General features: G+C 61.6%; 10 protein-coding genes. 5 read left to right on the forward strand and 5 right to left on the reverse strand.

The features are described from left to right. A partial coding sequence (locus tag DC366_RS18910; RefSeq protein ID WP_119851598.1) for an AAA family ATPase occupies positions 1 to 1,014 on the forward strand: 1,014 nt, incomplete at its 5' end. Positions 1,015 to 1,938: 924 nt separating this feature from the next. On the opposite strand, the gene DC366_RS18915 is transcribed toward DC366_RS18910, so the two are convergent. Next, positions 1,939 to 2,985, reverse strand: coding sequence for a hypothetical protein (locus tag DC366_RS18915; protein WP_207768783.1), 1,047 nt, complete (start codon positions 2,983 to 2,985; stop codon positions 1,939 to 1,941). Between the two features lie 85 nt (positions 2,986 to 3,070). Between DC366_RS18915 and DC366_RS18920 the strand changes: the two genes are divergently transcribed. After that, positions 3,071 to 3,409 carry a hypothetical protein gene (locus tag DC366_RS18920; protein ID WP_108693711.1) on the forward strand — a complete coding sequence of 113 codons (339 nt, stop codon included), beginning with the start codon at positions 3,071 to 3,073 and terminating at the stop codon, positions 3,407 to 3,409. Between the two features lie 598 nt (positions 3,410 to 4,007). Here the strand turns inward: DC366_RS18920 and DC366_RS18925 are convergent. Beyond that, positions 4,008 to 4,337, reverse strand: a complete 330-nt coding sequence (locus DC366_RS18925; protein WP_108693712.1) for a cyclic nucleotide-binding domain-containing protein — start codon at positions 4,335 to 4,337, stop codon at positions 4,008 to 4,010. A 9-nt stretch (positions 4,338 to 4,346) separates the two neighbouring features. Then, a complete protein-coding gene (locus tag DC366_RS18930; RefSeq protein WP_108693713.1) occupies positions 4,347 to 4,793 on the reverse strand; it encodes an MgtC/SapB family protein in 447 nt (148 codons plus the stop codon). Positions 4,794 to 4,959: 166 nt separating this feature from the next. On the opposite strand from DC366_RS18930, the gene DC366_RS18935 reads away from it, so the two are divergent. The 3 genes from DC366_RS18935 to DC366_RS18945 all read left to right on the forward strand — a co-directional run bounded on the left by DC366_RS18935 (position 4,960) and on the right by DC366_RS18945 (position 7,586). Continuing rightward, positions 4,960 to 5,475, forward strand: a complete 516-nt coding sequence (locus DC366_RS18935; protein WP_108693714.1) for a DUF421 domain-containing protein — start codon at positions 4,960 to 4,962, stop codon at positions 5,473 to 5,475. Position 5,476: 1 nt separating this feature from the next. Then, positions 5,477 to 6,718: a cation:proton antiporter gene (locus tag DC366_RS18940; RefSeq protein WP_108693715.1), complete on the forward strand. Its 1,242-nt coding sequence runs from the start codon at positions 5,477 to 5,479 to the stop codon at positions 6,716 to 6,718. 70 nt (positions 6,719 to 6,788) lie between these two features. Next, positions 6,789 to 7,586 (forward strand): hypothetical protein, encoded by a 798-nt coding sequence (locus DC366_RS18945; protein WP_108693716.1) that lies wholly within the window; start codon positions 6,789 to 6,791, stop codon positions 7,584 to 7,586. A gap of 21 nt (positions 7,587 to 7,607) precedes the next feature. Here DC366_RS18945 and DC366_RS18950 read toward each other — a convergent pair whose 3' ends face one another. Further along, the gene (locus tag DC366_RS18950; protein WP_108693717.1) at positions 7,608 to 8,543 is read right to left on the reverse strand and encodes a cation diffusion facilitator family transporter; all 936 of its coding nucleotides are present in this window, start codon (positions 8,541 to 8,543) and stop codon (positions 7,608 to 7,610) included. Continuing rightward, complete coding sequence (locus tag DC366_RS18955) at positions 8,540 to 8,992, reverse strand: hypothetical protein (RefSeq protein ID WP_133176250.1); 453 nt, start codon at positions 8,990 to 8,992, stop codon at positions 8,540 to 8,542. The genes DC366_RS18950 and DC366_RS18955 overlap by 4 nt, the downstream gene beginning before the upstream one ends. Positions 8,993 to 9,215: the final 223 nt, after the last annotated feature.

Genomic DNA, 9,215 nt, shown 5'->3' on the forward strand with positions numbered 1-9,215 from the left:
GCCCTCGATGGTCTGGCCGAAAATGAGGGCGTCATGCTCGTCTGCACGACCAATTATCTGGACAGGATCGATGCGGCGATCCTGCGGCCAGGCCGGATCGACGTACGGGCCAACGTCCCACTGCCCGGACCGCGTGCTCTTGAGCGGATGCTGCGGGACGGGCTCGGCGCCGAAATCCCCTCCTCCGAGATGGCGCGGCTCGTGCGTGCGGCCACCGGTGGGACGGCTGCGGATGTCGACGGGGCGTTGCGCCAGGCGCGCAGCGTCGCCCGGAGCGAGGCGCGCGAGGTGACGGTGGAGGACCTTCAGCAGGCACTCGGCCGCACCATCGAGGACGCAAACCCGGCCTGGGAGCGCCGGGTTGCCCTCCATGAATGCGGCCACGCGATCGTCGGCACATGTCTTGGCATCGGAAGGGTCACGCGCGTGGTTCTGACCCGCGATGGCGGGCAGGCTTGGATGTCCTACGCCACGGGCAAATCGGTTCTCTCGGATCTTGAGGACGAGCTGGCCTACGCCCTCGCCGGCCGCGCAGCAGAGCGGCTAATCCTCGGCAGTGTTGCGGCCGGATCGGGCGGCAATGCGCTGTCAGATCTCGCGCGTGCAACGCAGACGGCAACGGATATCGATCTGCGGTTCGGCCTCGGCGCCGAGGGTCCCGTCTGGCTCGACATGGCCTCTGCCGCGTATCTCCGAATCCCGCAGAACGCCGCCCGGATTCGCGCCCGGCTCGAGGCCGCCGAAGCCCGGGCGATCCGGATGCTCGAAGAGCAGCGAGATACGCTGCGCCGGATGGCGGAGGATCTTATCGAGGTTGGGCTTCTTGAGGGGGAGAGGCTTGATGCTTGGCTCGACGATTTGCGCAAACCGCCTGTGGAAAAGGCGTCAGGCTTCGGTTCCGGTCCGGCGTTCACAAGGACGCGGGAAAAAATCTCGGAAGCTTTGGATATCGAGAAGCGCGGCGACGTACAGCGCGGCCCGATGATCAAGCCGCCGCTGTCTTCCGGTCCGTGACGGCTGCGGCTGGAGTTTGGAAACCTGGACATTCCGGATCTCCGGAATTGACTCAAGGCGCCCGGTATCAAAAGCATGGGAAATAATATCCCCTCCGGCGGGATCAGGCGCGTTTTGGGCCCCCTTCCTAGGTTCTCAAAAGCACCCTTGGAGTTCTTTCCGTTTAGGCATGCCCGCTAGGGTGGGGCGGATAAAATTGTGCGTACCCGGACTTGTCTCGTTGGCAGTTATCCGCGAAGATTTTCTTAAAGTGATCACCCCCATGGCGGCGGCCTTCAAACGAGGGCTTCCCGTGACCCGCAGGACAAGATTGCCCGGCCAAGTTTCGAGCCGGACTGTCGCCGTCATCCAGAAGATCGCCTGTTCCAGGGTACCGGGCAATTTCGGCAAGTCCACGTCCTACTCCCACCAGAAGAGCGGCTCGAAGGACCGCAGATCACGATGAGCGGGTCGTCCGGCGCGTGCCATTTGTCCGGAGCCTTAAGCGATACGTCGCCGGTCTCGACCGGCTTGCCCGTTCCACTCGATCGCAGTCACGACGGGCTTCCCCGTCAGCGTTCCGATCCGGGCGTCGACCACCACGATCCGGATCTTGGTCCGGGCCAAGGGGACCGCGCGGCATAGCCCTCTTCCAGCTCTGCGAGATCACTTTCGGCGAACGCATCCGAAACAGCGTTCCCTTCTGGCGCGATCCGCACGGCCAGGAAATGGTCGGGCACCGACACGTCACCGCTCTCGCGGCATGTTTTGCCCGCGCGCCACGCGGCCTCCCGGAAAGTTCCGAGACCGATATAGCCGAGCTTGACGGGAAATCATCCTACGCGCTCATGTTTGCGAAAACTTTATGCATCAGAAGGTTATCCACATGTTTCAGACCGCGCCCCGGTGATTTGCCCCGCGCGTTCCGCTATGCTTACTGAAACGTCAGACTGGAGATGCCTTCATGCCAAAAGACAAAAAATCCGCACTCAAGATCACCATGTCTGCCCTCAGGAAGCACGAAATCCACCTCGAGGCCAGAAAGCACGGCTTCGCCAGCACCTCGAAATATGTCCTTGCCTGCGTCGAGGGGGCATCGTGGAGGACCCATATTGAAATGTCCCAGGACATCATGCAGACTTTCCTGCAATTGGCCGACTTCGAGATGAGCGGATCGAACCTGCCTAGGCAAGAACGACGTGCCCTCGCCACCCGGATCAGGGACCGGCTCATCGATCTGTGCAGTGACAGGACCAAGATCTGATGTGGGTCCATGTCAAACGCTACAAGACGCCGACGCGTCCTCTGAGATATGCGCGCCGCGACGGCATGGATCTGATCCCCTGCTCGTTCCCTGCGCGCTCCCTCTCGGCCGCACGCAGGTTCTTCGCGGCACTGTCGGACGAAGCGGAATACCTGCATCTCACCTGCTCGCTTCCGGCCGGTCGCCATGCCGATGACGACATGGCCCGCCGCATCTTGGCGACCGATCTGCACTTGCGCGGCCTGCCGCCGCAGGCAGTGCCTTGGATCATGGTCCGCCACAGGGACAGCACTTGCGATCATTACCACGTCATCGTCCAGTGTCGTCTGTTCACCGGGATCCATCTCATACCGGAGGTGAGCTATTCGAGATCCTGCAAAAATGACCGCATTCTGCGCGCCATCTTCAGCCTGGAGCCTCTCGCTCATTTCGATCCCGAAGCCCTGCCCGTCCTTATGCCCCATGTGCCGACTCGGCGTTTGGATACCCCCCATCGAAAACAGCTGCACGCCGATATCCAGCGCGTTTTCCTTGAAGATCAGCCGATGGACTTTCCCGGGTTCCGGGCCGCCATGGCGCGCATTGGCAGCTCCTTCATGATTGAGGAAGTTCCGGATCCGGACGGCAAAACGGGTCTGCGGCACCGTGCATTCGGCCGCGCGGCGATGACCCTCGGGGTCTTCGGCAAGGCTTGGAGGCCAAAAGCGCTTGGCGCAAGGATGAGTCATGCCGCCCTTCTGCGCCCAGCCCGGCAGACCCTCAGGTACCGCACACTCATCACCGGGCTCGTACAAGCAGAAAAGGAATATGATTATGAAGCCAGACACCCTAGAGCCGCTGACCGTCTCAACGGACACAGACATCGTGTTGAACCAGCTGCGGGAGCTGCAGAAAGACATCCGGGCCCTCGCCCCGCTGCTCGACCTCTTGAGGACACCGCAGGGACAGGAAGAGCAGGACATGATCCGGCGCCTGCTGTCCACGATGACCAACGTGGAAGCGCATCTGACCGGCCACACCGACCGGCAGGCACAAGCCGAGGAAACTCAGGCGCACATTCAGCAGCAGCTGAAGCGTCTCGAGCGGAAAGTCACCGACCTGCATCGCGGCCTGATGCCGCTGGTGGGCAACTCGGACATGAAGGTTGGCTAGCGCGGCTATGCCGCACTGCCGCGCGAAGTGGCGGACGCCTGACCCGGCTGCGCCCGTCGTCCCGGCCGGGCATGCCGACAGCAGTGATCACGTTCGGGGATGGCGGTCAGGCACACTGCACCGGCATGGAGGTCGATCTCCTGACCCCGAGCTCGCAGGCCGCAGATTTTCTGGCCCAGCAAAGTCGGTCTCAAGAATATGGTCCAGCAGAGCTTGGTCAGACGGATAAGCAAGTGTCACCACCACATGAGGCGCAGCCTGAGTGTCGGCTTCACGACGCGTGCGATATTGAGGAGCCCGACCTGGATGAGACGGGTGGCGATCTTTCGTTATGAAATACCGCCCGGGGTTCAGCTATTGCGGTGAGCGAGATGGCAACCAATACGCCAGTCTCGAGTCTTCAGGTTTCTGATACCCTGAAATTACGGACGCCCCTTCTCAGCAAAATGTTTCTTGCAAAAGCCTATGAAAGCTGCATCGGCATTTTCCGGAACCTCACCAGCCCACGCACGCCACTCTTGCTCGAGAGCACGGACATCCCAGCCAGGTGCTTGCCTTCCGCGCACGGTCAAAGGTATCAGGCTTCAGGATCCCAATTTCAGGGCGATCCTTTCCACGGATCGAGACCACCGTTCCTCGGACCTGAAATACGACAACGTCCCGCGACATCCGGGAAACCGATGACGTCGCCGGGATGATGGATCTTGACGATCTGGCGGCGACCGTCGGGCAGATCGGTATAGCTGAAGGCCCAGCCGTGCTTCACGACATAGAGATCCCGATTTTCATCGCCGCCCTGATAGACCTCCTGGCCCGCGTCGAAATTCCGCTCCGTCCTTTCCAGTCTGGCAAGCCGCTCCCTGTCTGCGTCGGACAGGGTCACGTAATGCGACAGCTTGGTGACAAGGCAACTGGTTTTGCCGCTCACGACAGTCTCCTACTTGTTGCCGCGAATGTGCAGCCAATCAAAAAAGTTGAGAACCACGAAGATCAAGATCGAGATAAATGCCGCCTCCTTCAGGTAACCTAGCCCGCATGCGATGCCGATCGACCCCACCGCCCAGATGGCGGCCCCGCTGCGCACCCCTTTTAACCGCCCGTTGTCCCGTGGCGACATGATCGCCCCCGCCCCGAGAAAGCCGATGCCGCCGACGATGCCCTGGATCAGACGGGTCGGGTCGATGGTCATGGCCTCGTCCTCGGCGACGCCGCTCAGCGCAAAGTTCAGCGTGACCACCATGAGCGCCGCCGAGCCGATGGCCACGAGCACATAGGCTCCGGCTCCCAGCGGCTTGCCCTTGATCTCGCGGTCGAGCCCGACGACGAGTCCGCAGCCCCCCGAGAACAGGACACGAAGGATGAATTCGCTAAAATCGACCATCATTGAACACTCACTCCGCAATCTGCCGTCTCCAGCTTCCTTTAACTGTAACTGCCGGAAATCGGTTTAATCTGTATTGAGATGACGGATGCGGCGCGTGTTTAAGGTCACGTGTTGGAACTTTGCTGCTCGATGAGGAGCATCAGCTTACGCACAGGAGGAATCATGGATGTTCTTTGATGGACCTTTCGTCGACGCCTTGGCCAAGGGGAGCCTGCTGAGCGGGATCGGCATTGCCTGGATCATATTGCTGGTCCGCATCGTCGGCCTGAGATCGTTCTCGAAGATGACGAATTTCGATTTCGTGATGACCGTCGCCATGGGCTCGCTTCTGGCCGGGGCGTCGCAATCGCAGCAATGGACCGGTTTCGTGCAGACAGCGACGGCGATGGCCAGCCTCTTTGCCGTCCAGTATGGCGTCTCGCGGCTGCGGCGCTGGTCGCCGCGGCTCGACGCGCTGGTTCAGAACACGCCGGTCCTGCTGATGAAGGACGGCGTCATCCTGCACGATGCCTTGCGCGCGACACGGGTGGCCGAGGAAGACCTGATCGCCAAGCTGCGCGAAGCCAACGCGCTGGATTTCGCGTCGGTGCGCGCCGTCGTGCTGGAGACGACGGGCAATATCTCGGTGCTGCACGGCGATCATGTGGACGAGGCCCTGTTCAAGGGGGTCGCCGAGACCTGAGATGGAAACCGATGCCTTCTTCGAATTCAGGGCCTATCACCTGACCCTCGCAGTGGCGGGATGCATCGTGATCCTGGCGCGCTGGTTTCCGCGGCTGGTCTCCTTGCGGGAACCGGAAGCCGCCCCGCTGATGATCCTGCTGGGCGCGCTGGCCGTCCTGACGGTCCCCGGCCTGCCCGCACCTCCCGACCCGCGCAGCGCCCCCCTGCTGTGGGAGGTCGTGGCGGAAATCACCGTCATCGTCGCGCTCTTCGCGGCCGGTATGCGGGTCGATAGCCTCGGTCCGCTGCGGAAATGGGGACCGACGCTGCGGCTGCTCGTGATCGGGATGCCCCTGACCATCGCGGCGGTCGCGCTCCTGGGCGTGGTTCTGGGTGGGCTGACCGCCAGCGCCGCGCTTCTGCTGGCCGCCGTGCTGGCACCGACCGACCCGGTTCTCGCCGCCGATGTGCAGATCGCACCACCCCAGGAGGGACAGGAGCATCCGGTGCGTTTTGCCCTGACCACGGAGGCCGCGCTGAACGACGGGCTGGCCTTTCCCTTCGTCTACCTCGGCCTGATCGTCATCGCACAGGGTCTGGCCCCCGGCGACTGGGGTCTGCGCTGGCTGCTGGAAGACGTGATCTACCGGATTTCCATCGGGGCCGCGATGGGCTGGGCCGGGGGTTGGTTGCTGGGCCAGATCCTGTTCAACCTGCCCCACGAAACCCGGCTGGCCGATACCGGCTCGGGGGTGATCGCGATTGCCGGGGTGTTCCTGTGCTATGGCTCCACCGAACTGGTCGAGGGCTACGGTTTCATCGCCGTGGCCGCCATGGGCCTGTCGCTGAGGCGTATCGAGAGCGAACACCATTATCATCGGCATCTGCACGATTTCTCGGAATCCATCGAACACGCCCTGACGGCGCTTCTGCTGATTGCCCTGGGTGGCCTGCTCCCCGCTCTGGCGGCAGGCCTGACCTGGAACCATGTCGCCATTGCGGTGCTGCTGATCGTGGTGCTGCGCCCGTTGGCCGGATGGATATCGCTGACGGCAAGCGCGCTGGCCCGTTCCGACCGGGCAGTGGTTGCCGTCTACGGGGTGCGCGGGATCGGGTCGATCTACTACCTCGCCTATGCCACCAGCCATGCCGATCTGCCCCATCTCTCCGACCTGTGGATCATCACCGCGCTGACGATCTTCCTGTCGACCGTCCTGCACGGTTTCTCGGTGGGCTGGAGCATGGAAAAGATCGGTCGCTAAGGATCACGGAACCCCGTGCAGGTGCCGTGAATTTTGCTCGGAATGCTCATGAAAGCAGTGAAGGGCCGCCATGTCGCTGATCATCGGATTTCTCGGAGTCGTATGTCTGATCGTTACCATGACGGATTTCCTGATCACGACGGTCGGGACGAACGATAGCAGCCCGATTGCGATACGGATTGCCAAGGTCTCTTTCCGCCTGTTTAGGCAACTGCCGGAGGCCGACATCAAGCACAAGGTGATCGGACCCTTGGTTGTGGCGAGTGTAGCGACATGGTGGATCCTGAGCGTAAACTTGGCCTGGGCAATGATCTTCTACGGAACTTCAGGATCCGTCGTGGAGCAGGGCAGCGGTCGGGCCGCAGACCCCGTGGGGTTTGTCTCGCATGTCGGCCATCTTCTTTCGACGGTCGGAGGGGGCGCAACATCGCCCGCCAATTCGAATGTTGCGCTTCTGGGAGTTGTGGTCGGTGTGAACGGCATGATCGTTCTGACGCTTGCCGTCAGCTTCGTCATGACAACCACGCAGACCGTGGTTCACGGACGCAAGCTGCTGCTGTATCTGGGTGCGGACCGGGACAATGACATGCCTCTCCTGAAGGATATGGCCGGGCTGATCGCCGAATTGAATGCGGCCCCTTTCGCACTTTTCTTCAGTCATGAGGATCCCGAAATGAGGGTCCCCGAAAAATTGACCGAAATATTTGGCCGCAGGTTCGATGATGCCGCCGTAGACTGGGAGCACCTTGCACAGGCGCTACCCTACCTTCACCGATACCCGGAAGCCGATATGAGGTCCCGCCTGCAGGATTGGCTGAGAGATTTTTCGGCCAGTCGCAGGCCTGATCAAAAGGGAGGCAACCCGTAGGCGCTTCACACAGGCCGGGGGTCACCCCTCATCTTCCCGACATTCCGGCAGCTCCTGTAATTGACGCCCGACGGCCACCAGCCGCCAGGCTTGTTCTTCCGAGACCACTTGGCGCGCTTCCTCACCATTCAGTTCCGCGCCCTTGGCGAGAACCACATTGGCCCGCACGAAGCGTCCGGTCTCGCGGACCTGCACATCATGGCCCGCAAACCGTTTGCGCAACTCATCGGAAAGCGTGTCGACGATCGGGTGGATATCCGATGACTCCAGCTCTCGCGGCGCACCGTCCAGCAATTCGGCCACCGCGATGCGCAGGTTACGCAGCCCGTCGCGCAGGATATCGAAGGAAATCAGCCCCGCCGCAGCGGCGTCGGCCCACCAGAAGCCGAACCCGATGCCGATGATCCCCGCGATCCCGGCCAGCCCCGTCTTCCAGTCGGCCGCGTTCATGTCGGCATCGGTGTAAAGGATCTTGTCCATCGTCGCGCGCGCCAGCGGCTTTTTCATTCGGCCAAGGATGACGGGCGGGATGACGGAATAGACAAGTGCCGCGACCATCAGCCAGCCCAGCCAGACATCCCACCCCAGGATCGTGACATTGCCGATGGTGGGATGCTCTTGCCGGATCAGGGCACTGGCGGCATCATAAAGCAGGACGCCCCCCATGGCACTCAGCGCGGCGGCGGCCAGAAGGAAGGCCAGCGATCCGACACGGTGAAAGCCGAAGGGATATTTGTCGGTCGCGGGCTTGTTCTCGAACTTGCGCGCCAGCAGGAACAGGATGGGCGGCAGCAGGCTGAGCGTATCCTCTATCCACGCCGTCTTCATCGCCTGGCTCGAGCCCATGGCAAAATACATCACCACGATGATGGTCATCAGCCAGAAGATCGACCACCATTCCAGCCGACCGGCACGGCGCAGCTTGCGCTCGATCTCCTCGGGGATGTCGTGGCTCATTCCACCAACCCTTCTATCGCGCGGTTCACGGATATGAGGAACCTGTTTTCACCCTTTCGAACGGCCAGAACACGGTCCTCGGTATGGTCACCCAGCATGATGCTGCCGAGCGGATCGCTCAGCGCGATATCGCTCGTGAAGGGTGTATTGGCAGGGATACGGCCGACAACGAGATGGATTTCTCCGTCTTCCAGCTGCGCAAAGAGAGTGTGGGGGTCGCCCGTCACGAACTCTGGCGTTGCTCGAAAGACATTTGCGACCCGCGTGACAACGGCCGCATCCGCCTGATCGAGCGGTTCGATCAGGACTCCAACCCTGAGAACGTTATCCGTCACCTCCTCTGTCGTTCCTTCGGGATCATCCGGAACCTTGCAGGCCGACAGCAGGGAAAACGTCAACACTGCCATGAGGACGCGCAGGAATTGAGAAGACATGGATACCGAGGCCACGGGCACTCCTAGCTGGCGCAAGCGCCAATTCGACGAACTATCCGATCAACCTAAGGTGTTGGAATTGGTTCCCGAACCGGAATGTGGAACAATTATCGGTCTGAAACTATATCTTCAGGTATCCCGCCCTCGATCATGGCGGCGAGTCTTGCAGGGAAAGGACCGACATGGCACCGCGCGCACTCTGGAAAGGGCAGCTTCGGCTGTCGCTCGTCTCCATCCC

It is taken from the genome of Pelagivirga sediminicola (assembly GCF_003072125.1).
Lineage (GTDB): Bacteria > Pseudomonadota > Alphaproteobacteria > Rhodobacterales > Rhodobacteraceae > Roseovarius > Roseovarius sediminicola.